This is a genomic window from Heliomarina sp. (assembly GCF_052826185.1).
The window spans coordinates 184,445-209,330 of the sequence record NZ_JBRBUI010000053.1 but is presented as its reverse complement, the minus strand read 5'-3'; the positions used below and the strand labels follow the sequence as shown (position 1 = coordinate 209,330).

The following is a 24,886-nucleotide window of genomic DNA, read 5'->3' as shown; positions in this document are numbered from 1 at the left end:
GCCACCGATATGCCGGGCGGACGTCAAGAACAACATCGGTATTGCGTGTCGCGAGGTTGGAAATACGCCCTCCCGGGGGGAGGGTCGGGCGCGGCCCGGGCTTACAGCCCGTGCCCAAGGTTTTCTTCCCGGCGCGGGCGGGGTGCGCGCGCCGGGTTTATGTCATTCCGCTGCGGTGCGTTTCGGCAGCACCCAGTCGGGGCGGATGAAGTGGCAGGTATAGCCGTTGGGGATCCGCTCGAGGTAATCCTGATGCTCGGGCTCGGCCTCCCAGAAATCGCCGACGGGTTCGAGTTCGGTCACGACGCGGCCGGGCCAGAGACCCGAAGCGTTGACGTCTGCGATGGTGTCCTCGGCCACTTCTTTCTGCGCCTCGTCCACGTAATAGATGGCGGACCTGTAGGAGAGGCCAAGATCGTTGCCCTGCCGGTTCAGCGTGGTCGGATCGTGGATCTGGAAAAAGAACTCCAGCAGGCGGCGATAGCTTATCACCTCGGGGTCGAAGATGATCTCGATCCCCTCGGCATGGGTGCCGTGGTTGCGATAGGTGGCGTTGGGGACATCGCCGCCGGTGTAACCGACCCGCGTGGAAATCACGCCGGGCATCTTGCGGATCAGGTCCTGCATCCCCCAGAAACAGCCGCCTGCGAGTACTGCGCGTTCTTCACTCATGCTACGTCCTCCACCTGGTTGAGATAGTCGCCATAGCCTTCAGCTTCCATGTCGTCGCGATGGACGAAACGGAGCGAGGCCGAGTTGATGCAATAGCGCAGACCGCCCCTGTCGCGGGGGCCGTCGGGGAAGACGTGGCCAAGATGGCTGTCGCCATGGGTCGAGCGGACCTCGGTGCGGATCATGCCAAGCGAAGCGTCGCGCAATTCCTGCACATGCGCCGGTTCGATGGGCTTGGTGAAGCTGGGCCAGCCGCAGCCGGATTCATACTTGTCCGCCGAGGCGAACAGCGGTTCGCCCGATACGATATCCACGTAGATGCCCGGTTCCTTGTTGCCCAGAAGCGCGCCAGTGCCCGGGCGTTCGGTGCCGGATTTTTGGGTGACGTAATATTCCTCTTCGGAAAGCGCGGCGATCCTATCGGGGTCTTTGGTATACTTGGTCATGACTCACCTCTGCTTTGTGGCGTTTGGTTAGTATTTGGCGCTTTCACCGGCAAAATAAAGCCCCGGCGGGCGGGTTCACCGGGAAAGTGATCCGGAGCGGCGGGGCAGTCGTAACAGGTATGACAAGAGAATATGAGGTTTCAAATGCTGCGCTTTGTCCTGATGATCTGCGCCCTGCTGGCGGGTGCCGCTGCACAGGCCGGCGCCCTTCGGGGCGAGTTCCAGTCGATTGACGGGGGCGGCCTGTCTTTGGACCAGTGGCGGGGTCAGCCGGTGCTGGTGGTCAACACGGCCTCGCGCTGCGGCTATACCTATCAGTACGAAGGCATGCAGGCGCTTTACGATGCCTATCGCGGGCGCGGGCTCGTGGTGCTGGCAGTGCCCTCGGACGATTTCCGACAGGAGCTGGGCAGCGCCGAGGAGGTCAAGGAATTCTGCGAGCTGACCTTTGGTCTCGATATGCCGATGACAGACATCACCCCTGTGCGCGGGGCCAAGGCGCATCCGTTCTATCAGGACGTCAAGGCGGCGACAGGCTTTGTGCCGGGCTGGAATTTCAACAAGGTGCTGGTGGGCCCGGACGGAGATGTCGTCGCCACATGGGGGTCGAACACGCGCCCTGAATCCCGGGAAATCCGGGCGCGCATAGAACCGTTGCTGAGCGACTAATCAGTTGATCGGCGGCTTTTTCACCTTGGACTGCCGCGACAGTTGAACGGCGAGGATGCCGACGGTCACGATGACCACGCCAAGCACGTCCTGAGGACCGAGGCTTTCGCCGAGCAGGACCGCCGCAACGGCGACGCCGAACACCGGGTTGAGAAAGTGGAAGGTGGCCGCGCGGGTCGGACCGATCCGGTCAAGCAGCATGAACCAGATAAGCGTCGCGAGAATACCAGGGAACAGCGTCGTATAGGTAAAGGCAAGCACCAGCGGCAGCGTGAGGTTTACATGGACGGTTTCGAACAGGGCCGTTGCGACGAGCAGGATGGCCGAGCCGACCAGCATCTGCAAACCGACGATCATCATGAAGTTGCCGCCCGAGGTGGCGCCGCGCACTGCCAGCGTTGCAAAGGTGAGCGCGAGGACGGCAATGCCACAGAGCATGACACCGTGGATATCGACGCCCTGACTGATGCGGCTGCCCATGATAATTGAAACGCCAACGATCCCGGCGACAAGACCGACGATGCCCATGGGCGCCAGCTTTTCGCGGAAGATCAGCCATGTCGCCAGTGCGACCAGCAGAGGCATGGTCGAGGCGACGATGGAAGCCAGGCTCGCCTCGATGGTCTGCATCGCATAGAAATTCAGGCCGAGGTAAAGCGCGTTCTGACATATCCCGAAGAGGATCGTCGCGTACCACTGTTTCTTGGTCAGCCGCCAGGACTGGCCCATCATCCGCGCGATCGCCACGCCGATCACGCCCGAGACGAGAAAACGCATCGCCAGCGAAAATAACGGTGAGGCGTCTGCGACGATGATACGGGCCGAAGTGAAGGCCGAGGACCACATCAGCGCAAAAGCCAGCCCCATCAGAATCGAACGCATATCCAACTCAGCACACCCCTCGGGTGCAGGAACGGCTGTGCTGTCTCATGGTCATGGCCTCCTTGCGGGCCAGACACAGCCCTTATCGGGTGCCCAAATCAAAAAGGGCCGCCCGCGGGCGACCCTTTCCGAAATCTAAGAAAGATTCAAGATCAGCCGTTGACGCTGTCCTTGAGTGCCTTGGCGATGGTCATCTTGACCACCTTGTCGGCGTCTTTCTTGAACTGTTCGCCGGTGGCGGGGTTGCGCACCATGCGCTCGGGGCGCTCGCGGCAGTAGATCTTGCCAACGCCGGGCAGGGTGACGGCACCGCCGCCGGATACTTCCTTGGTGATCAGGTCGCATACCGCGTCAAGTGCGCTGCCTGCGGTTTTCTTGTCGGTGCCCATTTCTTCTGCAAGTGCGGCGACAAGCTGGGTCTTGGTCATTGGTTTCGACATTTTTGTTCTCCTTCAACTGCCCGCTCTCTTGGGCCTCGTCCCGGATATTTAACGGGATATGGGGGGAGAACACAACGAATTGTGGTCTGTGCCAAGCCCCAAACAGGCGGATTTTTGCGGTTTTTTACTGTTTTTGCCCTTTAAAGAAAGGCTGTTTCGTCAAAAGAGCGCAATTTTCGGCTGTGGAGGCGTTCAAGAGGCATCGTTCGCAGTATTTCCATGGCACGGATTCCGATGTTAAGATGGCGCGAAACCTGCGTCGTATAGAAGTCTGAAGCCATGCCGGGCAGCTTTAATTCGCCATGCAGCGGCTTGTCGGAAACGCAAAGAAGCGTGCCGTAGGGCACCCGGAACCGATAGCCGTTGGCGGCGATGGTCGCGCTTTCCATGTCGAGCGCGATGGCGCGAGATTGCGAAAGGCGCTGGACCGGGCCGGATTGGTCGCGGAGTTCCCAGTTGCGGTTGTCGATGGTGGCGACGGTGCCGGTGCGCATGATGCGTTTGAGTTCGTATCCCGAAAGCTCGGTCACTTCGGCGACTGCCTGTTCCAGCGAGGTCTGGATTTCGGCCAGCGCCGGGATCGGCACCCAGACCGGCAGGTCATCGTCAAGCACGTGATCTTCGCGCAGGTAGCCGTGGCCAAGGACGAAATCGCCAAGCGCCTGCGTATTGCGCAGCCCGGCGCAGTGGCCGACCATCAGCCACGCATGCGGGCGCAGCACGGCGATGTGGTCCGTCGCCGTCTTGGCGTTGGAGGGGCCGACGCCGATGTTGACCAGCGTGATGCCCGACCCGTCGGGTCGTTTCAGGTGATAGGTCGGCATTTGCGGCAGTTTCAGCGGCGCGTCGAGCGGTTCGTCCGGTTTGGTGATCTCGGCATTGCCGGTGCTGACGAAGCTGGAATAGCCGCTGCCCGGATTGGCAAGCTGGGCGCGGGCGAAGGCTTCGAATTCGGTCACGTAGAACTGGTAGTTCGTGAACAGCACGTGGTTCTGGAAATGCTCGGCATCCGTCGCGGTATAGTGCGAAAGGCGCGCGAGCGAGTAATCGATGCGCTGGGCGGTAAAGAGCGCGAGCGGCGCGATCCCGTCGGGGGCGGCATAGGTGCCGTTGACGATGTCGTCGTGGGTGGTGCTGAGGTCGGGCACGTCGAACACGTCGCGCAGGGTGAAATCGGTCGCGCCATCCTGCGGCACGGTGATCTCGGGCCGGTTGGCTACGGCGAAATGCACGGGGATCGGCGTGTGCGAGGGACCGATGGCGACGGGCTGGCCATGGTTCTTGATCAAGAGGCCGATCTGCTGGGTCAGGTAGCTGCGAAAGAGGTCGGGCCGGGTGACGGTGGTGCTATAGGTGCCCGGCAGCGCCACATGACCGAAACTCAGCCGGGAATCGACCCGCGCATAGGAGGTCGTCGTGAGGCGTATCTCCGGGTAAAATGCGCGGATGCGATAGCCGGGATTGCCCTTTTTCATGACCTCCATGAAGCGGTCGCAAAGGAAGTCGGTTGCTTCGGCGTAAAGCTGTTCGAGCCGGGCGACGGCGGCCTCGGCATCGGTAAAGCTTTCGGTCTTGAAGATTTCGGGCGTGTCTATCTTGCTCATGTCTGCGGCTCTAACAAAGGAATTTTTTTGAATTCGCGCACGTCGATCAGGCCAAGATCGGAAATGCGCAGCTCGGGGATGACGACAAGCGCCAGCAGGGAATGCTGCATATAGGCGTTGTTCAGCTTGCAGCCACAGGCGCGCATCGCCTCCATCATCTGTTCGGCTTTGGCGGCGACCTCGGATGCGGGGCTGTCGGACATCAGCCCGGCGATGGGCAGTTCGACCAGCGCCAGTTCCTCGCCGTCGCGATAGAGGGTGATGCCGCCGCCGACCTCGGCCAGCCGGTTCGCGGCCAGCGCCATCTGGGTGCGGTCGGTGCCGACGACGATCATGTGGTGGCTGTCATGGGCCACGGTCGAAGCCATCGCCATCGGACCGGTATAGCCGAAGCCCGAGACAAAGGCGTTGACCACGCCGCCGGTGGCGCGGTGGCGTTCGACCAGCGCGATCTGGCAGGTGTCGCCTTCACCCTCGACCAGACCGTCGCGGACCGGCAGGTCGATTTGCAGCGCCTTGGTCGGGGCCTGATTTTCCACCACGCCGATTACGTTGGCGCGGGCCGAGTTGGCGCCGTCGGGGGCCTTGATCTCAAAATCCGTCTCGCTCAGGTCGTGGCCAAGGTGCACCGTGCCGCGCGCGCTGTCGGGCCAGACGTAATGCGGGCAGTCGACGAGGCATTCGCCGTCCTTGGCGACGATCTGGCCGCGCGCGATGACCAGTTCGATGGGCAGGGTTTTCAGATCCGAGGTCAGGATTACGTCGGCGCGACGGCCGGGGGTCAGCGAGCCAAGCTCACGCTCCAGACCGAAATGGGTGGCGGTGTTGATCGTCGCCATTTGCAGCGCGATCAGCGGGTCGCAACCGCAGTCGATGGCGTGACGCACGACGCGGTTCATATGGCCGTCATTCACCAGCGTGCCGGAGTGGCAGTCATCGGTGCAGAGGATGAAATTGCGCGGGTCCATGCCCTTTTCGGTGATCGCGGTGATCTGGCTTTCGACGTCATACCAGGCCGAGCCGAGGCGCATCATTGACCGCATCCCCTGGCGTACGCGCATGATGGCGTCGGCCTCGCAGGTGCCTTCGTGATCGTCGGCGGGGCCGCCTGCCACATAGGCCGCAAAGTTCGGTCCCAGATCGGGCGAGGCATAGTGGCCGCCTACCGTCTTGCCTGCGCCTTGCGTCGCCGCGATTTCGGCCAGCATCTTGGGGTCGGCATTGGCGACACCGGGAAAGTTCATCATCTCGCCCAGACCGATGATGCCGGGCCATTGCATCGCCTCGGCCACGTCCTCGGGCGAAATCTCATAACCGGTGGTTTCCAGACCCGGCGCCGAGGGGGCGCAGGACGGCATCTGGGTGAAAATGTTGATCGGCTGCATGAGCGCTTCGTCATGCATCATCCGAACGCCGTTGAGGCCCAGCACGTTGGCGATCTCATGCGGGTCGGTGAACATGGTCGTGGTGCCATGCGGGATCACCGCGCGGGCGAATTCCGCCGGGGTGAGCATTCCGGATTCGATATGCATATGGCCGTCGCAAAGGCCGGGGATCATGTAACGGCCATTGGCCTCAATGATCTCGGTGTCGGGTCCGGTGCAGTAGCTGGCATCGGGGACGACGCAGGCGATGCGGCCCTCGGCGATGGCGATGTCATGGCCGGGCAGGCATTCGCGGCTGTGGACGTTGACCCAGACACCTCCCCTGATGACGCAATCGGCGGGTTCGCGGCCAGCGGCCACGGCAATCAGGCGGGCGGCCACGTCGGGCCATGTGGGAAAAGCTGTATGATCCATGTTCCAATTGTCCTGATTGCGGGGCCGGGTTCAAGGGGTGATGGCATCGCCAGATGAAACCTGCGTGTCGCAATGGCGCTTGCCAGCGCCGGTTTGCTTGGGCAGGCTGGGTGTCATGGATTACGATACGGTCTCACCCGAGGATTTCGGACGCTCCCTCAGTGGCTTGGGCATCAACCTGCTGGTGCGGGACGTGCGGCGGCAATGCGCTTTTCTGACCGGGGTTTTCGGCATGACCGCGCATCAGGTTTCGGATGATTTCGCTATTCTTCGCTATGGCAAGCAGGTGTTTCAAATTCACTCTGACGGCACCTATCACGCGAATCCGCTGCTGGGGCTTTTGCCCGAGACCCCGCCGCGCGGGGCGGGAATCGAGATTCGTCTGTACGACAGCGATCCGGAGGCCGCGGTGGATAAGGCCGAAGCCGCGGGCGCGACTATCCTGCAAGCGCCGACGGACAAACCGCATGGGCTGCGCGAGGCCTATGTCCTTTGTGAGAACGGTTATGCCTGGGTGCCGAGCCGGGTGCTTTGATCGCGGGCGAATTCGGCGCGGACCCAGTTGGCAAAGGCGATGGCGCCCGGGGAGCGTTCGGCCTGTGGGGACAGGATAAGATAATAAGCCTCGGCCATGGGGGCGCGATGGCTGAAGGGCGCGATCAACTCGCCACGTTCGATCATCCACGATGCGATGGTATCATGGGCCAGTGTCAGCCCGCCCCCCGCGCGGGCAATAGACATGGTCAGCGCGAAGGTCGTTGCGGTGACAATCGTCGGATCGCCCCAGCTTAGCGCCTGATCCTCGGCCCAGTTCGCCCAACTACAGAGCAGGTTCGAGCATTCGTAAAGCGGCTGGTCCTGTAGCGTGTCGAGAGTCACGGGAAAGTCTGGCGCGCAGACCGGGTAGTAATAATCGGAGCAGAGCTGTTCGGCCCGGACGGTATCCGAGGGGCGCACCGAATAGCGGATTTCCACATCCGCATTCTCGGCCATTTCGCGCGGCTCCCACAACTCGGTGATCAGGTTCAGCTTGACCTCGGGATGGGCGGCGCGAAACTGCGGCAGGCGGGGAGCGAGCCAGAAACAGGCAAGGCTGAGATTGCAGATGACCTGCACCACGTCGCCCTGCTGCCCGGTTACGGCGCGTGTGCCGCGCAGAAGCGTGCGGAAGGCGTCGCGCACCACCGGGAGATAGGTAATTCCCGCCTCGGTCAGTTCCAGCGCGCGGGGGCGGCGGATGAACAGGGGCTGTCCGAGATAGCCCTCGAGCGACTTGATTTGCTGGGAAACCGCGCTTTGCGTCATGTTCAGATCATGCGCGGCGCCGGTGAAAGACAGGTGGCGGGCGGCTGCCTCGAAGGTGCGCAGCCAGCCAAGGGGAGGAAGGGCGGTTTTCATTGCATAATTTTGCCATAAGCACAACTAATGACAAGCCATCGTTTTTTTCATTGGTCAAATATTCGCGCCGGATGCAGGTTTGCGGCCAGACAAGGAGAGATCAGATGAGCATCACCGAACTGCGCCCGAACATGAACCACTGGCCCGAAAGGGTGGACATGGCGGCAGCCTTTCGCTGGACGGCGCGGCTGAACTTTCATGAGGCAGTGGCAAACCACTTTTCGCTGGCGATCAACGATGAGGGCACCAAGTTCCTGATGAACCGCAACCAGGTGCATTTCTCGCGTATTCGCGCCTCGGACCTGCTGGAGATCGACGCGAACAACCCAGATACGCTGAAAGGCCCGGATGCGCCGGACCCGACCGCATGGGGCCTGCATGGCGGGATCCACCGGCACTGCCCGCACGCGCGCTGTGTCATGCATGTGCATTCGATCCATGCCACGGTTCTGGCCTCTCTCAAGGACAGCAACCTGCCGCCGATCGACCAGAACTGCGCCACCTTCTACAATCGCTACGTGATCGACGAAGGTTATGGCGGGCTGGCTTTCGAGGATGAGGGCGAACGCTGCGCCACGCTGCTGAGCGATCCCAAAAAGAAGGTCATGATCATGGGCAACCACGGGGTGCTGGTGATCGGAGACAGCGTGGCCGACACGTTCAACCGTCTCTACTATTTCGAGCGCGCCGCCGAGACCTATATCCGGGCGCTCCAGACCGGTCAGCCGCTGCGCGTGCTGCCCGACGATATTGCCGAGAAGACAGCGCAAGAGCTTGAGAACTATCCGGGGCAGGGCGACCGCCACCTGACCGAGCTGAAGCTTATTCTCGACGACGAAGGTTCCAACTACGCCAGCTGAGGCAACGACCATGAACATCAAACTGGAAGACAAGGGCCTGAGGCTGCCACTCGCTTCGGGACAGGGATATTTTAACTATTTCTGGCTGCGCGACAACGATCCGACGTCGATCGATCCGGTCACACGCGAACGGGTGTTCGACATCTCGGGTCTTGAAGGCGATCCGCTGCCCGAAGAGGCGCGGATGGAGGAAAACACGCTGGTGATCCGCTGGAAAGGGGAGCCGCTGGAATCGCGCTTTCCGCTGGACTGGCTGGATGCCTGGGGTGAAACCGCCGCGCCGCGCGACCCGGCGATGATCCCGCGACGGGCATGGCGCAACGGGTCCTACGAGAGCTGGGCGCGGGTGAGCCAGCCCGCGCTGGACAGCGATCCGGCAGAACGCGCGAAATTCGCCCGTGCGCTGATCGAGGACGGCATCGCGCTGGTCCGCGACATGGAAGACAGCGACGAGGGCCTGACGCGGCTGACACAGGTGCTGGGGCCGATCACGCCCTGCGTCGATGGCTATTACTTTGACGTCAAGCTGCACATCAACCCGACCAACCTTGCCTATACGGCGGGGGCGTTGGAAATGCACACCGATCTGCCCTCGGAAGAGGCGGCGCCCGGCGTTCAGTTCCTGCATTGCCGCCGCAATTCGGTGCAGGGCGGGCTGTCGTTGTTCGTTGACGGGGTGGCCGTGGCCGAAGCGCTCAAGGCCGAAGACCCCGAAGCCTTTGAGCTGCTCGCCAGTCACGACATCCCCTTCATGCGCCGCCATGACGGCTGGGATTACCGGGCGCATCAGCGCGTGATCGAACTGGATGCGCGCGGCGACGTGTCGGGCGTCACGGTATCGCAGCACCTCGCCGATGTCTTCGACCTGCCGCAGAACCTGCTGGACCGCTACTATCCGGCCTTCTGCAAGTTCCTGAAAATGCTGCGGTCGCCGGAATTCATGAACACCTTCCGGCTGAATGCGGGCGAATGCATCGTCTTCGACAACCATCGCGTGGTGCATGGGCGCGAAGCCTTTGTCGCCACCAGCGGCGAACGCCACCTGCGTGGCTGCTATGTCGACCGGGGCGCATTGCGCTCGACCTACAGAACTCTGGTGAAACAAGGCTACTGATTACATGCAATACGGATTGACCGACGAGCAGGAGATGATCGTCTCCACCGTGCGGAGCTTTGTCGAAAAGGAGATCTACCCCCACGAGGAACTGGTCGAACGCACCGGCGAAGTGCCGGCGGAGATCGCCGAGGAGATCAAGCGCAAGACGCTCGAGCTTGGGTTCTACGCCTGCAACTTTCCCGAAAGCGTGGGCTGCGCCGGGCTGAGTCACCTTGAATTCGCGCTGGTCGAGCGGGAACTCGGGCGGGGGTCAATGGCGCTGAACCATTTCTTTGGCCGCCCCCAGAACATCCTGATGGCCTGCGAGGGGGAGCAGAAGGAACGCTACCTGATGCCCGCCGTGCGCGGCGAGCGGATGGACGCGCTGGCGATGACCGAACCGGGCGCAGGTTCGGACGTGAGGGGGATGAAATGTATGGCGCGCCGGGATGGTGGCGACTGGGTGGTGAATGGCACGAAACATTTCATTTCGGGTGCCGACCACGCGGATTTTGTCATCGTTTTCATCGCGACCGGAGAAGACCAGACCCCGAAAGGCCCCAAGAAACGGATCACCGCCTTTCTCGTGGACCGGGGTACGCCCGGTTTCAAGATCCGGGACGGTTATAAATCGGTCAGCCACCGAGGCTACAAAAACATGATCCTCGAATTTGACGATTGCCGTCTTCCGAACGCGCAGGTGCTTGGCGAAGTCGACGGCGGTTTCGACGTGATGAACACGTGGCTCTATGCAACGCGGATCACGGTTGCGACCATGTCGGTCGGGCGGGCCCGTCGGGTGTTCGATTACGCGCTGAATTATTCGGCCGAGCGGGAACAGTTCGGCCAGCCCATCGGCAAGTTTCAGGGTGTGAGCTTTCAGCTTGCCGACATGATCACCGAAATCGACGCCGCCGATCTGCTGACCCTTGCCGCCGCCGATCGGCTGGATAAGGGCCTGCCGTCGAACCGCGAGATCGCCTCGGCCAAGCTTTACGCCAGCGAAATGCTGGCAAGGGTGACAGACGCGGCAATCCAGATCCATGGTGGGATGGGCCTGATGGATGACTACCCGCTGGAGCGTTTCTGGCGCGACGCGCGTGTGGAAAGGATCTGGGACGGTACGTCGGAAATCCAGCGACACATCATCAGCCGCGATCTGCTGCGTCCGCTTGGCGCATGATCGAGATGAATCCGTGTGGAGAGCTACGGTCGAACCGGGGGCTCTGCCCCCGGACCCCCGGGATATTTTTGACCCAAAGAAGAAGAAAGAATCCACCCCCTGTCGCGTCAGGCAACAGGGGGCTTCTTCGGGTGCGATCATCGACGTCCCCGCCTGTACCGCTTTTCCAGCATGGCTGAAGATGGTCAACAAATGGTTACCAATAACGCAGAGTCCCCTGCTTCTTTGGGTCTTAAAATATCCCCGCCGGAGTCATCCGGACTATCCAAATTCGATGAGGTGGATGAATGGCGCGTGATATGAAGCGCATGCTGGCTCCGCGCAGCATTGCCGTCGTGGGCGGCGGTACATGGTGTGCGTCGATCATTGGCGCCGCGCGGCAGATCGGCTTCAAGGGAGATATTTTTCCCGTGCATCCGGGTGGCAAGGAGATCGCCGGGATGGCTTCGGTGCGTTCTCTTTCTGATTGGGCGGGGGAAATCGATGTCGCGTTCATCGGGGTGAATCGCCATGCGACGATCGACATCGTGGGGGAGTTGCGGAGCCTCGGTGCTGGCGGGGCCGTCTGTTTTGCCTCCGGTTTTTCCGAGGCGCATGAAGAAGATGCGTCCGGCGTGGAATTGCAGGCGCGTTTGCTGGAGGCGGCTGGCGATATGCCGATCTTTGGCCCGAACTGCTATGGTTTCGTCAATGCGCTCGACGGGGCCGCGATATGGCCGGACCAGCACGGGATGAGCCCTGTCGACTCCGGGGTCGCCATTCTGACTCAGTCCTCTAACATCGCGATCAACATGACGATGCAGCGGCGGGGGCTGCCGATCGGGTACATGCTGACCTGTGGGAACATGGCGCAGACCTCGCAGGCGGAGCTTGCGCTTGCGATGCTCGATGATCCGAGGGTCACGGCCATCGGGTTGCATATCGAAGGGTTTGGTGATCTGCGGCAATGGGAGGATCTGGCCCATGCCGCGCGTGAAAGGAATGTTCCGGTTGTCGCCCTCAAGGTCGGGGCCTCGGAACAGGCGCGGCGCGCGACGGTTTCGCATACGGCCTCGCTTGCCGGGAGCGATGCGGGGGCACAGGCCTTGCTGGATCGGCTGGGGTTCGTGCGGGTCCGCGACCTGCCGGAGTTTCTGGAGACGCTGAAGCTTTTGCATTGTGTCGGCCCGCTGGCGTCGAACCGGATCGCGTCGATCAGCTGTTCGGGGGGCGAGGCGAGTCTGATGGCGGATCTGGCGGAACCGCGCGACCTGGTGTTTCCAGCGCTGGAGCCTAGCCAGAAGGAGGGGCTGCGCGCGGCACTGGGCCCGATGGTGGCGCTCGCCAACCCTCTGGATTACCACACCTATATCTGGGGCGATGCGCCTGCGATGACGCGGGCGTGGTCGGGGATGACCGGCGCGGATATCGCGCTGACGCTCAGCGTCGTGGATTATCCGCATACGGATGCCAGTGCATGGGAATGCGCCACCGAGGCCGCGCTTGGGGTGCGCAGCGAAACCGGTCGTCCCTTTGCCGTGGTCTCCAGCCTGCCGGAACTGATGCCGTCGAATGTCGCGCAGCGGTTGATGGCGGGGGGCGTCGTGCCGCTCTGCGGGATGCGCGAGGCGCTGGTTGCTGCCGCAGCTGCCGCGCGGCTTGGGCGTGTCTCGGGCGAACTGGGCGATCCTGTGCTTTTGCCCGGCCAGCCGGAAGACATCGAGCTGATCGGTGAATCCGAGGCCAAGCAGGCCTTGGCGGGTTTCGGTCTGGACGTGCCGCAGTCGCGTTTGGCCGGAACGCCGGAAGAAGCGGCGGGTATGGCGGGCGAATTGCGCGCGCCGCTGGTGCTCAAGGGCACCGGGCTTGCCCATAAATCAGAACATGGCGCGGTTGTGCTGGGCCTGACGGCGGCCGAGATCGAAGCGGCGGCAACCGGCATGAGCGCCGGCGGCTACCTTGTCGAAGAGATGATCGGCGGCGCGGTGGCAGAGCTGCTCGTCGGGGTCACGCTGGACCCGGCGCATGGGTTCGTCCTTACGATCGGGGCGGGCGGTGTGCAGACCGAGCTGTTGCGCGATACCGTGTCGTTGCTGGTGCCCAGTGACCGTGAGGCCGTCGCCAGTGCCGTGCAGAAACTGGCCTGCGCGCCGGTGCTGAACGGGTATCGCGGCAAGCCCGGTATCTGTATGAAATCCCTGCTTGATGCGGTCGACGCGGTACAGGCCTATGTTACGGCCCACGCGGAAACCCTGAGTGAAATTGAAATCAATCCGCTGATCTGCACGCCCGAAAGGGCTGTGGCGGCGGATGCCCTGATCCGAAAGGCAAAGACATGAGCCCGTTGAAAACCGAACGCGATGGCGGCGTATTGCTGGTCACGCTGGACCGGCCCAAGGCCAATGCCATCGACCTCAAGACCTCTGTCGAAATGGGCGAGGTGTTCCGCGATTTCCGCGACGATCCGGATATGCGCGTCGCGATCATTACCGGGGGCGGGGAAAAATTCTTTTGCCCCGGCTGGGATCTGAAGGCGGCGGCGGATGGCGACGCGGTCGACGGCAATTACGGCGTTGGCGGCTTTGGCGGGTTGCAGGAAATGCGTGACATGAACAAGCCGGTGATCGCGGCGGTCAACGGCATCGCCTTTGGCGGCGGGCTGGAACTGGCGCTGAGTGCGGATATCATCATCGCCGCGGAACATGCCACCTTTGCCCTGCCAGAGATTCGTTCAGGCACGGTGGCCGACGCGGCCAGCATCAAACTGCCCAAGCGCATCCCCTATCACATCGCGATGGAGCTGCTTTTGACCGGGCGCTGGTTCGACGTGCATGAGGCGCATCGCTGGGGGCTGGTGAACGAAGTCGTGCCCTCGGACAAGCTGATGGACCGCGTGTGGGAGCAGGCGCGGCTGCTCGCCTCGGGTCCGCCGCTGGTCTACGCGGCGATCAAGGAAATCGTTCGCGACGCCGAGGGTTCGAAGTTCCAGGATGCGATGAACCGGATCACCGGGCGGCATCTGGCGACGGTGGATGTGCTCTATTCCTCCGAGGATCAGATGGAAGGTGCGCGCGCCTTTGCCGAGAAACGCGATCCGGTCTGGAAAGGGCGCTAGGCCCAACCCTCCGGCAGAAAACAGGCCGGTGCCTTGCGGGGTACCGGCCTGTTTCCAAGCTTACGCCTTGCGGAAAACCGCGATCAGCGCGGTATCTTCCTTGTGGGCGCCGGTCGCCTTGACACCGTAGATCTTGGTTTCGATTAGCTCGAGTCCTTCGATCGCGCCCTCGGACAACTCGGCGAATTTCGCCTCGAACCCTTCCGAAACGTAATGTTTCTGATTGATCGAGAGCGCAAAAACCGCGCCCTTGCAGGCGACCGGCAGCAGGGCGTCGATGGCATCCGGCCCCACATGGCCTGTGGTGAACGTGCCCGAGGACACGATACCCTCGTAGCTTTCATCTTCCATCGGCAGGCCGACAGTCAGATCGGCCTCGAAGGATTTGCGGTAGACGCCCTTTTTCATCGCCACTTCCAGCATTTCGGGCGAGATATCGACCGCGTCGACCGGTTTCATCCGGTGTCCGGCCAGCGCCAGACCGCAAAGCCCGGTGCCAGCGCCCACGTCGAGAACGGGGCCCTTGCCGCCCGCCTGCGCAAAGGCGCGCGCGGTGTGCAGGTGGAGTTCGTAATCCTCCTGCGCCGCGAACGTCATGTCGTAATCATTGGCCCAGTCGGCATAGAGCCGACGGGAATCATCGGGGGTTCGCAGCGCGTAGGCTGCCTCCAGATCGGGATCAGTCATGCCCTAAGGCAAACAAATCCCGACCCGAGATTCAAGCCGCGTCGAAATCCAGCACCAGTTTTTCGCTGGTCGGGCGCGTTTGGCAGGCAAGTACGAACCCTGCTTCGGTCTCCCAGGGCTCGAGCGAGTAGTTCACCGCCATCTCTGCCGAGCCTTCGGCGACCTTGCAGCGGCAGGTACAGCACATGCCGCCCTTGCAGGAGAAAGGCAGTTCCAACCCCTGACGCGCGGCGGCGTCCAGCACCGTGTCATCGCTCTCCTGTACGGTGAAATTGCGCGAGGCACCATCAAGCACCACGGTCACGGCCACACCGGACTTGGCGGCGGCATCCGCAGCCTCTGAACGCGGCTTGCGCGGGGCTTCGCCATCCTGCGTAAAGCGTTCGAAATGGATGCGGGCGCGGTCGATGCCCTGCTGTTCCAACGTCCCGGTCACATTGTCGATCATTTCGCCCGGACCGCACAGGAAAATCCCGTCGGCGGACTCAAGGTCGACCGCGCCGGCCTGTGCCAGCTGGGTGACTTTTTCCCCTGAGACACGGCCATTCAGGATCGGTACATCCTGCTCTTCGCGGCTGAGGATATGGATCAGGGTAAAGCGGTTAAGATACTTGTCCTTCATCGCCTCGAGCGCCGAACGGAACATGATGCTGTCGGTCTGGCGGTTGCCATAGATCAGCGTCACCTCGGCCCCGCGCGCCAGCGCATCGGCGGCAATCGCCATCATCGGCGTGATCCCGGAACCGGCCGCGATCAGAACCAGCTTTTCTTCTTCCGAGGCGATGAACCGCCCCTCGGGCGCCATCACCGCAAGGGTCGAGCCGGGCTTTAGCGACTGGCAGAAGGTCGAAAACGCCCCGTCCGGCACCTGTTTGACACCAACGGTCAGCGGTGCGCCCGGCGCCGAGGCGATGGAGTAGGAACGCCGGATGTCTTCCCCGTTCACGTCCGAACGCAGGGTCAGGTACTGCCCGGGCTTGTAAGTGAAAGCGCTGCGCAGATCTTCGGGCACGTCGAAACTGATTGCGACGGAATCGTCGGTTTCACGGCGGATCTCGCTGATGGTCAGGTTATGAAACATGGACGTGTCCTCAGATGCATTTGAAATAGTCAAAGGGTTCGCCGCAGGCAGTGCAGCGGTAATGCGCCTTGCAGGCGGTAGAGCCGAATTCCGACAGCTTCTCGGTATGATCCGAGCCGCATTTCGGGCAGGCTACCTTTGTCTCGCCAAAAAGCGCCAGTTTCGAGCCCGATTGCTCCACAGGCGGCGCGATGCCGTAGTCTCGCAGCTTTTCACGCCCCTCTTCGGTGATCCAGTCGGTGGTCCAGGGCGGCGACATGACCCGCTCCACCCGAGCCTCGAACCCGGCATCCAAGAGCGCGGTCTCGACCGCCAACTCGATGGCAAGCACCGCCGGGCAGCCCGAATAGGTCGGCGTCACACCGGCGACGGCCGTGCAACCCTCAACCCGGACCCAGCGCAGGATGCCAAGATCGGCCACCGTCACGCAGGGCACCTCGGGGTCCGGCACCGCAGAGGCCGCCGCCCAGGCGCGCGCCTCGTCCAGAGATGTGGCCGTGCCTACCACGTCGCCCCCGGATGGGCGCGATGCACCGATTGCATCTCGGCAAGCATATGGCCCAAACCTTCGCCATGAACGCCTGAACGCCCGCCGGTCTGCGGAAACTTCGAGTCCTCGAAGGTCAGGCCGGCCTCGTCAAACACCCGTTTGACCGTCGCAAGCCATTCATCGCGAACAGCGGCGCGAGAGGGCAGCACATCCACCCCTTCGGCCGCGCCTTCCTCGAACAACTCGCCGACATAGATCGACAGGGACTGAATCGCATCTGCCATCCGGCGCGCGCTCTCCTCGGTCCCGTCGCCAAGGCGCACAACCCACTCCCCCGCATGGCGGATGTGATAGGCCATTTCCTTGACCGCCTTGCCGGCGATGCCCTGGATGGTCTCATCCTTGCTGGTCAGCGCCGCCGTCCAGTAGGGGTGCATGAAGGCCGCGAAATACAGCTGGCGCAGCATGGTATGAGCGAAATCGTCGTTCGGACGCTCGACCAGCAGCAGGTTGCGATACTCGCGTTCGCCCCGCAGATAGGCCAGATCGTCCTCGTCACGCCCGGCACCTTCGACCTTGCCGGCGTAATCGTACAGGGACCGCGCGGTGCCGATGACGTCCAGCGCCATGTTCGGCATGGCAAGGTCTTCTTCCAGCATCGGCGCATGGCCACACCATTCGCTCACCCGGTGACCCAGCACCAGATGATCGTCGGCCAGTTCCAGCAAAGCGTCGAACAGGGCCATCACATATGCCCCACTTCGTCCGGGATCTCGTAGAAGGTCGGGTGACGATAGATCTTCTCGCCGGGCTCGAAATTCTCACCCGCCTGATCCGGATCGCTCGCGGTGATCGCGCTCGAGGCCACCACCCAGATCGAATTCCCCTCGCCGCGCCGTGTATACACATCGCGCGCCGCCTGCAGGGCCATCACCTCGTCCGTCGCATGCAGCGATCCGACATGCTTGTGCGCCAACCCGTTACGGGGCCGGATGAACACTTCCCAAAGGGGCACTTCACCACTCATGGCGTTTTCCTCTTGCTAAAATTACTCCGGGGGTGTCCGCCTTGGCGGACGGGGGCAGAGCCCCCTTACTCGGCTGCCATCGGCGCGGCCTGCGCGCGGGCCTTACGCTTCTCCGCATGGGCCAGCGCCGCTTCGCGCACCCACTCGCCATCGTCCCAGGCCTTCTTGCGCGCCTTGACGCGGTCCTTGGCCATCGGGCCGAAACCCTTCACCACACGCCAGAACTCGTCCCAGTCGATGGGGCCGTGATCGTAGCCGCCCTTTTCCTCGTTCCATTTGAGGTCCGGGTCCGGCAGGGTCAGGTCGAGATACTCGGCCTGCGGCACGGTGGCGTCGATGAATTTCTGCCGCAGCTCGTCATTGGTGAATCGCTTGATCTTCCAGGCCATGGACTGGTCCGAATGCTGGCTGTCCGCGTCATGTGGGCCGAACATCATGATAGACGGCCACCACCAGCGGTTCAGCGCATCCTGCACCATCGCCTTCTGCTCGGGTGTACCCTGCGCCAGTTTCATCACGATTTCATAACCCTGACGTTGGTGAAAGCTCTCTTCCTTGCAAACGCGGATCATCGCGCGGGCATAGGGGCCATAGGAACAGCGGCAGAGCGGGATCTGGTTCATGATCGCCGCGCCATCGACCAGCCAGCCGATGATGCCGATATCTGCCCAGCTCAGCGTCGGGTAGTTGAAGATCGAGGAATATTTCGCACGCCCGTCCAGCAGCTCTTCGGTCATCTGCTTGCGCGTCACGCCCAGCGTTTCTGCCGCGGAATAAAGGTAAAGCCCGTGGCCGCCTTCGTCCTGCACCTTGGCAAGCAGGGCCGCCTTGCGGCGCAGGCTTGGCGCTCGGGTGATCCAGTTGCCCTCGGGAAGCATGCCGACAATTTCCGAATGCGCGTGCTGGCCGATCTGACGCACAAGCGTGCGGCGATAGCCCTCGGGCATATCGTCATTCGGTTCAATCTTGGTTTCCGCATCCACGCGCGCCTGGAACGCCGCCAGAAATTCCGGGGTTTCCTCGCTACGACCGTCAGCGCCGATCAGACCTTGGCTATACATGGGCTAGGCTCCTCAAAACTTGCAAAAACAATATATGTTACGAAAAACAAAAAATCAATCAGTTTTCGTAACGCTTGCATCGGGTCGCGCCGCCGCGCATCAAGGGGCATGGGCAAGACATTGTTTTCTTTCGGTCATGGCTTTTCGGCGCGGGCGCTGACCCGGTTGCTGATCCCGCAGGGCTGGCGCGTGATCGGCACGACACGCAGCGCGGACAAGGCCGAATCGTTGCGCGCAAGCGGCGTCGAACCTGTGCTTTTCCCGGGCGATCTGCCGCCCGAGGGCTTGTCCGAGGCCACGCATCTTCTGATCTCTGCCGGGCCGGATGCCGAGGGCGACCCGGTCCTGCGCGCCTTGCGTCCCGAGATCGAGAAACTGGCGCCAAGGCTCGAATGGGCCGGGTATCTCTCGACCACCGGGGTCTATGGCGATCATCAGGGCGGTTGGGTCGATGAATCGACACCGCTCACCCCCTCGACCCGGCGGGGTAAATGGCGCGTTGCGGCTGAGGCTGAATGGCAATCGATCCCCGACCTGCCGCTGCATATCTTTCGTCTGGCGGGAATCTATGGACCCGGTCGCGGCCCCTTTGCCAAGGTCCGCAAGGGCACCGCACGGCGCGTCATCAAGAAAGGGCAGGTCTTCTCGCGCATCCACGTGGATGACATCGCGCAGGTGCTCGCCGCCTCGATTGCGCAACCCAATCCCGGCGCGATCTACAACCTCTGCGATGACGACCCGGCCCCGCCACAGGACGTGATCGCCCATGCCGCCGAACTGCTCGGCCTGCCGCTTCCCCCCGCCGTCGATTATGAGACCGCCGAGATGACCCCCATGGCCCGCAGCTTTTACGCCGAAAGCAAGCGTGTCAGGAACGACCGCATCAAGGAGGAACTGGGGGTAGAACTGCTCTACCCGGATTACCGGAAGGGGCTGCAGTCGTTATTGGAAGACGAAAACGGCTGACCGCGAAAAGGGTCAGATTGCCGTCTGAACCCTCACGAGGTGACAGAAATCACGCCCGCTTTTCGCCGATCCGCGCGACACCCAGCACGTCGAGCACCTTTTTCTCGATCTCATCCGCGCTCATGCCGGCGACGGCATACATATCCGCCGGGCTGGACTGGTCGATGAAGATATCCGGGAAGACCATGGAACGGAATTTCAGCCCGTGGTCGAACACGCCCTCATCGCCAAGAAGCTGCGCCACATGGCTGCCGAAACCGCCGACGGCGCCTTCTTCGATGGTGATCAGCGCCTCATGCTCGGCGGCAAGGCGCAGGATCAGGTCGCGGTCCAGCGGCTTGGCGAAACGGGCGTCGGCGATGGTAGGTGTGATGCCCTTGGCGGCCAGCGCTTCGGCGGCTTTCTCGACTTCGGCCAGACGCGTGCCAAAGGACAGGATTGCCACGCGCTTGCCTTCCTGGATCATCCGGCCCTTGCCGATTTCCAGAACCTCGCCTTGTTCCGGCATCTCGACACCGGTGCCCTCGCCACGGGGATAGCGGAAGGCAATCGGTCCGCTGTCATGGGCGGCGGCGGTGGCGACCATATGCACCAACTCGGCCTCGTCCGCGGCGGCCATCACGGTAAAGCCCGGCAGGTTCGCGAGGTAAGCAATGTCGTAGCTGCCCGCATGGGTCGCCCCGTCCGCCCCGACAAGCCCGGCGCGATCAATGGCGAAACGCACCGGCAGGCGCTGGATTGCCACGTCATGCACGACCTGATCGTAACCGCGCTGGAGGAAAGTTGAATAAAGCGCGCAAAAGGGTTTCATCCCGCCAGCCGCCAGCGCGGCGGAAAAGGTCACGCCGTGTTGTTCAGCGATGCCCACGTCGAAACACCGGCTGGGAAAGCGTTCGGCAAAGAGGTTCAGCCCCGTGCCATCCGGCATCGCCGCCGTAACCGCGCAGATCTTGTCATCAGCGGTGGCCAGCTTGACGAGGTTTTCTCCGAAAACCTTGGTATAGGAGGGCGCGTTCGACGGTGCCTTGGTCTGTTCGCCGGTCACCACGTCGAACTTGGCGGTCGCATGGCCCTTGTCGCGGGCCTGTTCCGCCGGGCGATAACCCTTGCCCTTGCGGGTCAGTGCATGGATCAGGATGGGGCCCCGAGCACGGGCCTTGACCATCCGAAGGATCGGCAGAAGCTGGTCCATGTCATGCCCGTCGATCGGGCCGATATAGGAAAACCCAAGTTCCTCGAAGAGCGTACCGCCCATCGCCATGCCCTTGAGCATTTCCTTGGCGCGCTTGGCACCTTCGCGGAACGGGCCGGGCAGGAGGGAAACGGCCCCCTTGGCGGCGGCCTTCAGCTCCTGAAACGGTTCCTCGGCATAAAGCCGCGAGAGATAGGACGACAGCGCCCCGACCGGCGGTGCGATGCTCATCTCGTTATCGTTGAGGATAACGATAAGCCGCTTGCCCAGATGGCCCGCGTTGTTCATTGCCTCAAAGGCCATGCCCGCGCTCATCGCGCCATCGCCGATCACCGCGATGCTGTCGCCAATGCCCTCGGGCGGATTCCCGCCCAGATCGCGGGCCACGGCATAACCCAGAGCTGCGCTGATCGAGGTCGAACTATGCGCCGCACCAAACGGGTCATAGGGGGATTCGGCGCGCTTGGTGAAACCGCTCAGCCCGTCCTTCATCCGAAGGGTGCGGATACGATCGCGGCGTTCGGTCAGGATTTTGTGCGGATAGCACTGGTGCCCGACATCCCAGATCACCTTGTCACGCGGCGTGTCGAAAACCGCGTGCAAAGCCACGGTAAGCTCGACCACGCCCAGCCCGGCGCCAAGATGGCCGCCCGTAACGGACACAGCGGAAATCGTCTCGGCCCGCAACTCGTCCGCGAGCTGGTTCAGCTGCTTGTCAGTCAGCGATTTCATATCCGCGGGGCGGTGGATCTTGTCGAGCAGCGGGGTATTGGGACGGTCTGACAATGGTCACTCTTTCGGCGGCTGGAACAGGATCGTGCGGGCTATGCCTGTCGCGAGATAACGAAACGCGCGGCTTCCCGCAAGGTTTCCGCCCGGTCTCCGTAAGGCGCAAGCGCATCGCAGGCGCTTTCGGTCAGCACTGTGGCGCGGGTCTTGGCCTCGTCCAGACCCAGCAGCGAAACAAAGGTTGCCTTGCCAGCGGCTGCATCCTTGCCGACGGCCTTGCCGGTCAACTCGGCGCTGCCCTCGACGTCAAGAATGTCATCCGCGATCTGAAAGGCCAGGCCCATGTCTCGGGCATAGCTCTGTAAGGCGGAAATATCGGCCCCTGCAAGCCGCGCGCCCGCGCATGCCGCCCATTCGATCAGCGCACCGGTCTTGCCCGCCTGCAAGGCGGTGATTTCCGACAGGGTCAGGGGCGTATCGGCACTTTCGGCCGCGATATCCAGCGCCTGACCCAATACCATGCCCCGCGCGCCCGCTGCCTGCGCAAGGCTGAGCGTCAGGTCCGCGCGCACCTCGGCAGAACCGGCCCCGGGATGGGCCGCGCATTCAAACGCCAGAGCCTGCAGGGCATCGCCGGTCAGCACTGCCGTCGCCTCGTCCCATTTCACATGAACCGTCGGCAGCCCGCGCCGCATGTCGTCATCATCCATACAGGGCATGTCGTCATGAACCAGAGAATAACTGTGCATCGCCTCTATCGCACAGGCCGCCCAAAGCGCGCGTGCCTCTTCCACGTCGTGCAACCGCGCCGATTCCAGCACCAGGAACCCGCGCAGCGCCTTCCCGCCCCGGCTCGCATGGCGCATCGCCTGCACCACCGGCACATCGCTCAGCCCGTCCAACAGACCCACAAGGCGGGTGTCGATCAAAGATCCCGCCGCCGCCAGCTTTTCCTCGAACATTCAGAGCCCTTCGACAGGCTTGGTCCCGCTCGGGTTGCCATCCGCATCCAGCGTGATGGCCGCGACCTTTTCCTCGGCGCGCTTCAGCTCTTCCTCGCAGCGTTTCTTGAGTGCCGCCCCCCGTTCGTAAAGCGTGATCGAGGCATCCAGCGGCACATCCCCGCGCTCAAGCTGGTCCACGACGCTTTCCAGCTCTTTCATCGCCTCTTCAAAGCTCAACTCGGATACGGGTTTGTCACTCATCTCTCGCGGCCTTCATCAGTTCCTGCACATGCGCCCTCGCGCTTTCGCTCAGGGCTTTCAGATCATAGCCGCCCTCGAGAGTCGAGACCACGCGGCCGCCGCAGATTTCCGCTGCGAGGGCACAGAGCTGTTCGGTCAGCCACGCGAAATCCTCGATTTCCCAGTTGAGCTCAGCCAGGGGATCGTCGCGGTGTGCGTCGAACCCGGCAGAGATGATAATCAGTTCCGGCGCAAAGGCGCGCAGCCGGGGGAACACCTTCGCCTCGTATTCGCCGCGCATCTGCGCCCCGCCGCTTTCGGGGGGCAGGGGCACGTTCAGGATATTGTCATGCGCGCCGGTCTCATCCGTCCGGCCGGTCCCGGGCCAGAGCGGCACCTGCTGGCTTGTCACCAGCAATGCGCGCTTTTCGTCCCAGAGCAAATCCTGTGTCCCATTCCCATGATGGACATCGAAATCCACCACGGCCACACGGCTCAGGCCGTGATGATCCAGCGCGTATTTCGCTGCCAGCGCCGCATTGCCGAACAGGCAGAACCCCATGGCCGTATCCGTTTCCGCATGATGGCCCGGCGGGCGGATCGCGGCAAAGGCGTTCCCGGCCTCGCCTCCCAGTACAATGTCGACCGCCCGCACAACCGCCCCCGCCCCGCGGAACGCGGCATCGAGCGATCCCGGCGACAAGAAGGTATCGCCGTCGATCTGCACGATCCCGTGCTGCGGTAAAGCCCGCCTCATATCTGCCAGATAGGCCGCCGGATGCACGCGCAGCACATCATCCTCCGCCGCCAGCGGCGCGGTCACACGCCGCAGCTCCAGATCCTCGAGCGCATGCAGCACATGTTCCAGCCGCGCCACCCGCTCCGGATGTCCCTCGGGTGTTTCATGTTTCAGGCAATCCGCATGGGTGATCAGCGCCGTTACCATCTCAACTCCTGTTTTCCTCTTGCCGGAAATACTCCCGCCGGAGGCATCAAATCGCCGCGCAGCGGCTTCGACGCCCTCAGTCCGGCGCCAGCATATACCCCGCGCCGCGCACGGTCTGAAGATAGCGCGGCTGTTTCGGATCGGTCTCGATCTTGCGCCGCAACCGGGTGATCTGCACGTCCACCGCGCGTTCCTGTGCCTGGCCCCGGTCGCGGCCAAGATCCTCCACCAGCTTGGTGCGGCTCACCGCCTCGCCCGGGCAGGCCGAGAAGATCTTCATCAGCTGGCTTTCGGTGGCGGTCAGCCGGACCAGATCCTCGCCCTGCCACATCTCGCCCCGTTCCACGTCATAGCGGATCGCGCCAAGATTCAGGAACTTCGGCGCACCGGTGGCGGCAGGCGTTTCCGGCATTCGCCGCAGGATCGCGTTGATCCGCAGCAGCAATTCCTTGGGCTCGAAAGGCTTGGCAAGGTAATCATCCGCCCCGGCTTCGAGCCCCGCGATGCGGTTCTCGGTCTCGCCCTTGGCGGTCAGCAGCAGGATCGGCGTCGTCATCGTTTCACGCAGGGCGCGGGTCAGGCTGATCCCGTCCTCGCCGGGCATCATCACGTCCAGTACCACCAGATCGAACTGCAAGCCGGTCAGGATCCTCCGGGCATGGGCCGCGTCGCGGGCCGCACTGACGAGGAAACCGTTCCTCATCAGGAACTTCTTCAGCAAATCCCGGATGCGCTCGTCATCATCGACTATCAGCAGATGGGCGTCCATTTCCGCCATACCCTCAATCCCTCAGCCGGGTATAGGCACGCCGCATGTCCGGGTCCATCATCGATTCAAGCACAAGTCTGAAACCGGCAACCGCCTCGGGGCCGGCATCGCGAAAGGCGGCTCGCATCCGGGCGCGCTGGGCATCGCTCAACTCTGCCTCCAGCTCGCGCCCCTTTTCTGTCAGATAGAGATGCCGCTCGCGCTTGTCGGTGGTGCCGACACGGCTCGATACCAGCCCGTCGGCGATCAGCGCCCGCAGCACCCTGTTCAGGGATTGCTTGGTCACCCCGAGTATGCTGAGCAGGTTGTTGACCGTGGTGCCCGGCGCCCGGTTGATGAAGTGGATCGCCCGGTGATGCGCGCGCCCATAGGACAGCTCGGCAAGAATACGGTCGGGATCTGCAGTAAAGCCGCGATAGGCAAAGAACATCGCCTCGATGCCCTGCCGCAATTGCTCGTCCGTGAGGAAAAGAAGGTTCCCGCCCCGTTGCGCTTGACCCGCTCTCGTGTCCGACATCGCTTTTCTCATTTCGTCACGTTTTTAGGCAGCATAAGTCAGCGATATTGACATTCCAAGGGCCAAGCGGTATCGAATCGCAGATTTCGCGCAA

27 protein-coding genes are annotated in these 24,886 nt (G+C 62.7%); 8 read left to right on the top strand and 19 right to left on the bottom strand.

The annotated features are described in order from the left end of the window. Nucleotides 1-162 precede the first annotated feature (162 nt). Both msrA and msrB read right to left on the bottom strand, forming a co-directional pair. On the bottom strand, nt 163-672 hold the full coding sequence (msrA, locus tag ACU0FH_RS17675; protein WP_446196002.1) for a peptide-methionine (S)-S-oxide reductase MsrA: 510 nt from the start codon (nt 670-672) through the stop codon (nt 163-165). Then, the gene (gene msrB, locus ACU0FH_RS17670; protein ID WP_446196000.1) at nt 669-1,118 is read right to left on the bottom strand and encodes a peptide-methionine (R)-S-oxide reductase MsrB; all 450 of its coding nucleotides are present in this window, start codon (nt 1,116-1,118) and stop codon (nt 669-671) included. The genes msrA and msrB overlap by 4 nt, the downstream gene beginning before the upstream one ends. 144 nt (nt 1,119-1,262) lie before the next feature. On the opposite strand from msrB, the gene ACU0FH_RS17665 reads away from it, so the two are divergent. Beyond that, nucleotides 1,263-1,787, top strand: coding sequence for a glutathione peroxidase (locus ACU0FH_RS17665; RefSeq protein WP_446195997.1), 525 nt, complete (start codon nt 1,263-1,265; stop codon nt 1,785-1,787). Here the strand turns inward: ACU0FH_RS17665 and ACU0FH_RS17660 are convergent, their stop codons facing one another. The 4 genes from ACU0FH_RS17660 to ade form a co-directional block, all read right to left on the bottom strand. Beyond that, the gene (locus ACU0FH_RS17660) at nt 1,788-2,675 is read right to left on the bottom strand and encodes a DMT family transporter (RefSeq protein ID WP_446195995.1); all 888 of its coding nucleotides are present in this window, start codon (nt 2,673-2,675) and stop codon (nt 1,788-1,790) included. A gap of 146 nt (nt 2,676-2,821) precedes the next feature. Continuing rightward, nucleotides 2,822-3,109, bottom strand: a complete 288-nt coding sequence (locus ACU0FH_RS17655; protein WP_088632360.1) for an HU family DNA-binding protein — start codon at nt 3,107-3,109, stop codon at nt 2,822-2,824. 140 nt (nt 3,110-3,249) lie between these two features. Then, nucleotides 3,250-4,713, bottom strand: a complete 1,464-nt coding sequence (locus ACU0FH_RS17650) for an AMP nucleosidase (RefSeq protein ID WP_446195993.1) — start codon at nt 4,711-4,713, stop codon at nt 3,250-3,252. Next, on the bottom strand, nt 4,710-6,512 hold the full coding sequence (gene ade, locus ACU0FH_RS17645; RefSeq protein ID WP_446195992.1) for an adenine deaminase: 1,803 nt from the start codon (nt 6,510-6,512) through the stop codon (nt 4,710-4,712). Before ade ends, ACU0FH_RS17650 begins: the two co-directional genes overlap by 4 nt. Before the next feature lie 115 nt (nt 6,513-6,627). On the opposite strand from ade, the gene ACU0FH_RS17640 reads away from it, so the two are divergent. After that, nucleotides 6,628-7,047, top strand: a complete 420-nt coding sequence (locus tag ACU0FH_RS17640) for a VOC family protein (RefSeq protein ID WP_446195991.1) — start codon at nt 6,628-6,630, stop codon at nt 7,045-7,047. Here ACU0FH_RS17640 and ACU0FH_RS17635 read toward each other — a convergent pair. Further along, nucleotides 7,017-7,910, bottom strand: a complete 894-nt coding sequence (locus ACU0FH_RS17635) for a LysR substrate-binding domain-containing protein (protein WP_446195990.1) — start codon at nt 7,908-7,910, stop codon at nt 7,017-7,019. The two genes, ACU0FH_RS17640 and ACU0FH_RS17635, sit on opposite strands and share 31 nt — an antisense overlap. Nucleotides 7,911-8,014: 104 nt before the next feature. Between ACU0FH_RS17635 and ACU0FH_RS17630 the strand changes: the two genes are divergently transcribed. The 5 genes from ACU0FH_RS17630 to ACU0FH_RS17610 all read left to right on the top strand — a co-directional run bounded on the left by ACU0FH_RS17630 (nt 8,015) and on the right by ACU0FH_RS17610 (nt 14,143). Continuing rightward, nucleotides 8,015-8,770, top strand: a complete 756-nt coding sequence (locus ACU0FH_RS17630) for a class II aldolase and adducin N-terminal domain-containing protein (RefSeq protein WP_088632356.1) — start codon at nt 8,015-8,017, stop codon at nt 8,768-8,770. 10 nt (nt 8,771-8,780) lie between these two features. Beyond that, a complete protein-coding gene (locus tag ACU0FH_RS17625) occupies nt 8,781-9,884 on the top strand; it encodes a TauD/TfdA family dioxygenase (RefSeq protein ID WP_446195989.1) in 1,104 nt (367 codons plus the stop codon). A 4-nt stretch (nt 9,885-9,888) separates the two neighbouring features. Beyond that, entirely contained in the window at nt 9,889-11,049 is a 1,161-nt protein-coding gene (locus ACU0FH_RS17620; RefSeq protein ID WP_446195988.1) for an acyl-CoA dehydrogenase family protein, read from the top strand. A gap of 287 nt (nt 11,050-11,336) precedes the next feature. Beyond that, nucleotides 11,337-13,367: an acetate--CoA ligase family protein gene (locus tag ACU0FH_RS17615; RefSeq protein ID WP_446195987.1), complete on the top strand. Its 2,031-nt coding sequence runs from the start codon at nt 11,337-11,339 to the stop codon at nt 13,365-13,367. After that, nucleotides 13,364-14,143, top strand: coding sequence for a carnitinyl-CoA dehydratase (locus tag ACU0FH_RS17610; RefSeq protein ID WP_446195985.1), 780 nt, complete (start codon nt 13,364-13,366; stop codon nt 14,141-14,143). Before ACU0FH_RS17615 ends, ACU0FH_RS17610 begins: the two co-directional genes overlap by 4 nt. Before the next feature lie 60 nt (nt 14,144-14,203). Here the strand turns inward: ACU0FH_RS17610 and ACU0FH_RS17605 are convergent, their stop codons facing one another. From ACU0FH_RS17605 to paaA, 6 genes are all read right to left on the bottom strand, one after another. After that, nucleotides 14,204-14,830 (bottom strand): class I SAM-dependent DNA methyltransferase, encoded by a 627-nt coding sequence (locus ACU0FH_RS17605; RefSeq protein WP_446195984.1) that lies wholly within the window; start codon nt 14,828-14,830, stop codon nt 14,204-14,206. Nucleotides 14,831-14,861: 31 nt separating this feature from the next. Then, nucleotides 14,862-15,911 carry a 2Fe-2S iron-sulfur cluster-binding protein gene (locus ACU0FH_RS17600; RefSeq protein ID WP_446195983.1) on the bottom strand — a complete coding sequence of 350 codons (1,050 nt, stop codon included), beginning with the start codon at nt 15,909-15,911 and terminating at the stop codon, nt 14,862-14,864. Nucleotides 15,912-15,921: 10 nt separating this feature from the next. Continuing rightward, nucleotides 15,922-16,419 carry a 1,2-phenylacetyl-CoA epoxidase subunit PaaD gene (gene paaD / locus ACU0FH_RS17595; RefSeq protein WP_446195982.1) on the bottom strand — a complete coding sequence of 166 codons (498 nt, stop codon included), beginning with the start codon at nt 16,417-16,419 and terminating at the stop codon, nt 15,922-15,924. Then, nucleotides 16,413-17,147: a 1,2-phenylacetyl-CoA epoxidase subunit PaaC gene (gene paaC, locus ACU0FH_RS17590; RefSeq protein ID WP_446195980.1), complete on the bottom strand. Its 735-nt coding sequence runs from the start codon at nt 17,145-17,147 to the stop codon at nt 16,413-16,415. Before paaC ends, paaD begins: the two co-directional genes overlap by 7 nt. Next, nucleotides 17,147-17,428 carry a 1,2-phenylacetyl-CoA epoxidase subunit PaaB gene (paaB, locus tag ACU0FH_RS17585; protein ID WP_238372289.1) on the bottom strand — a complete coding sequence of 94 codons (282 nt, stop codon included), beginning with the start codon at nt 17,426-17,428 and terminating at the stop codon, nt 17,147-17,149. The genes paaC and paaB overlap by 1 nt, the downstream gene beginning before the upstream one ends. 65 nt (nt 17,429-17,493) lie before the next feature. After that, nucleotides 17,494-18,489, bottom strand: coding sequence for a 1,2-phenylacetyl-CoA epoxidase subunit PaaA (gene paaA / locus ACU0FH_RS17580; RefSeq protein ID WP_446195978.1), 996 nt, complete (start codon nt 18,487-18,489; stop codon nt 17,494-17,496). A gap of 108 nt (nt 18,490-18,597) precedes the next feature. Here paaA and ACU0FH_RS17575 point away from each other — a divergent pair, with 108 nt between their 5' ends. Then, on the top strand, nt 18,598-19,455 hold the full coding sequence (locus ACU0FH_RS17575) for an SDR family oxidoreductase (protein WP_446195977.1): 858 nt from the start codon (nt 18,598-18,600) through the stop codon (nt 19,453-19,455). A gap of 49 nt (nt 19,456-19,504) precedes the next feature. On the opposite strand, the gene dxs is transcribed toward ACU0FH_RS17575, so the two are convergent. The 6 genes from dxs to ACU0FH_RS17545 form a co-directional block, all read right to left on the bottom strand. Beyond that, nucleotides 19,505-21,433, bottom strand: a complete 1,929-nt coding sequence (gene dxs / locus ACU0FH_RS17570) for a 1-deoxy-D-xylulose-5-phosphate synthase (RefSeq protein ID WP_446195976.1) — start codon at nt 21,431-21,433, stop codon at nt 19,505-19,507. 38 nt (nt 21,434-21,471) lie between these two features. Then, nucleotides 21,472-22,338 carry a polyprenyl synthetase family protein gene (locus ACU0FH_RS17565; protein WP_446195975.1) on the bottom strand — a complete coding sequence of 289 codons (867 nt, stop codon included), beginning with the start codon at nt 22,336-22,338 and terminating at the stop codon, nt 21,472-21,474. After that, the gene (locus ACU0FH_RS17560) at nt 22,339-22,581 is read right to left on the bottom strand and encodes an exodeoxyribonuclease VII small subunit (protein ID WP_446195974.1); all 243 of its coding nucleotides are present in this window, start codon (nt 22,579-22,581) and stop codon (nt 22,339-22,341) included. It abuts the gene before it with no gap. After that, on the bottom strand, nt 22,574-23,506 hold the full coding sequence (locus tag ACU0FH_RS17555; protein ID WP_446195973.1) for a histone deacetylase family protein: 933 nt from the start codon (nt 23,504-23,506) through the stop codon (nt 22,574-22,576). The genes ACU0FH_RS17560 and ACU0FH_RS17555 overlap by 8 nt, the downstream gene beginning before the upstream one ends. Nucleotides 23,507-23,582: 76 nt before the next feature. Continuing rightward, nucleotides 23,583-24,284, bottom strand: coding sequence for a response regulator (locus ACU0FH_RS17550; RefSeq protein WP_238372297.1), 702 nt, complete (start codon nt 24,282-24,284; stop codon nt 23,583-23,585). Nucleotides 24,285-24,288: 4 nt separating this feature from the next. Further along, nucleotides 24,289-24,792, bottom strand: coding sequence for a MarR family winged helix-turn-helix transcriptional regulator (locus tag ACU0FH_RS17545; protein ID WP_088632339.1), 504 nt, complete (start codon nt 24,790-24,792; stop codon nt 24,289-24,291). Nucleotides 24,793-24,886 lie beyond the last annotated feature (94 nt).